We start from the raw sequence: 1,355 nt of genomic DNA on the forward strand, positions 1-1,355 counted from the left end.
CGCAGGTCTTGTGCTCGTCGATCTTGGTCGGCAGGGTGTCCGGGTGCGTGCCGATCTTGTTCCTGACGACCTGTGGGAGCGGGTGGCCCCGCTGCTGCCGCCCGCTCCCGAACGGCGCCGCCGTCATCCCGGACGGTTGCGCGTTCCCGACCGAGTGGCCCTCGCCGGCGTCCTGTTCGTGCTGCGGACCGGTGTCGCATGGCGCGACGTCCCGGCGGAGACCGTGGGCTGCTCCGGAGTGACGGCCTGGCGCCGGCTGCGGGACTGGACCGAGGCCGGAGTCTGGCCACGCCTGCACGCCGCCCTGCTGGCCGAGCTTCGCCGCGCCGACCTGCTGGACCTGGACGACTGTGCCGTGGACGGCTCGCATGTCCGGGCCCTCAAAGGGGGGATCATGTTGGCCCCTCGCCCGTCGACCGTGCTCGCCCCGGCTCCAAGCACCATCTGATCGTCGACCGGCACGGAACCCCGCTCGCCGTCACACTCACCGGCGGTAACCGGCACGATGTCACCCAGCTCCTGCCCCTGCTGGACACCGTTCCGCCGATCCGGGGGCTGCGAGGACGCCCCCGCCACAAGCCCCGGCGGCTATACGCGGACCGGGGCTACGACTTCGACAAGTACCGCCGCCTGCTGTGGAAGCGCGGCATCAAACCCCTGATCGCCCGACGCGGGGTCGCCCACGGCTCCGGACTGGGCAAGGTGCGCTGGGTGGTCGAGCGCGCCTTCGCCTGGCTCCACCAGTTCAAACGGCTCCGCACCCGCTACGAACGACGAGCCGATCTCCACCAGGGTCTGCTTGAACTGGCCTGCAGCCTCATATGCCTGCGCCGCCTGCGAACCTCAGCCTGAGCGATCAGCTGGCTACGCTGAACCACCCCGGCTGCACCTCGGTCAGAAGCGGCTGCAGCGACCGCACGGCGGACTGCAGGTCCTCATCCATGACGTCAAGAGGCTCCGGCAGGCTCAGCCCGTAGCAACGCAGCCGCCAGAGATCGAAGACTTCCCTCCCGTCGGCTGCGAAGTCGACATCGACCTCAATACCGTTGTCGCTCACGAAGCGGCATCCTGCCCCATGAACGGTGTAGGAGTAGGTGCCGACGTGCCCACTCCGGCTGATGATCCGGCGCGAACGGACCAGGCCGAGGACATCTGCGAGTCGCTCAAGCGAGGGCATCGCTGCCCTCATGGTCTCGTCAACCGCGTTCAGAGCCTGGACGTAACCAAGCACGAGCTCCTGTGCAGCCCCAACCCGTTCCATACAGAGTCATCCCCCCCCAGAGCCCGTGACTGAAGGGATTGTTCCATGGGCCGCCAGCGTCTCCGCAGGACGGCATTCTGAAACGATCAGTTAG

General features: G+C 68.1%; 2 protein-coding genes. One reads left to right on the forward strand and one right to left on the reverse strand.

Annotated features, from left to right (window positions below; translation table 11 throughout):
- Positions 1-43: 43 nt before the first annotated feature.
- Positions 44-852, forward strand: a protein-coding gene (locus ACZ4N5_RS43025) for an IS5 family transposase (RefSeq protein WP_467762412.1) whose coding sequence is annotated in 2 segments (ribosomal slippage) — positions 44-383 and positions 383-852 — 810 coding nt in all. Because the reading frame shifts where the segments join, the coding sequence is not laid out codon by codon here.
- 4 nt (positions 853-856) lie between these two features.
- Here the strand turns inward: ACZ4N5_RS43025 and ACZ4N5_RS43030 are convergent.
- Complete coding sequence (locus ACZ4N5_RS43030; protein ID WP_467762411.1) at positions 857-1,231, reverse strand: DUF6896 domain-containing protein; 375 nt, start codon at positions 1,229-1,231, stop codon at positions 857-859.
- Positions 1,232-1,355 lie beyond the last annotated feature (124 nt).

The sequence above is a fragment of the Streptomyces sp. NPDC026500 genome (assembly GCF_055567635.1).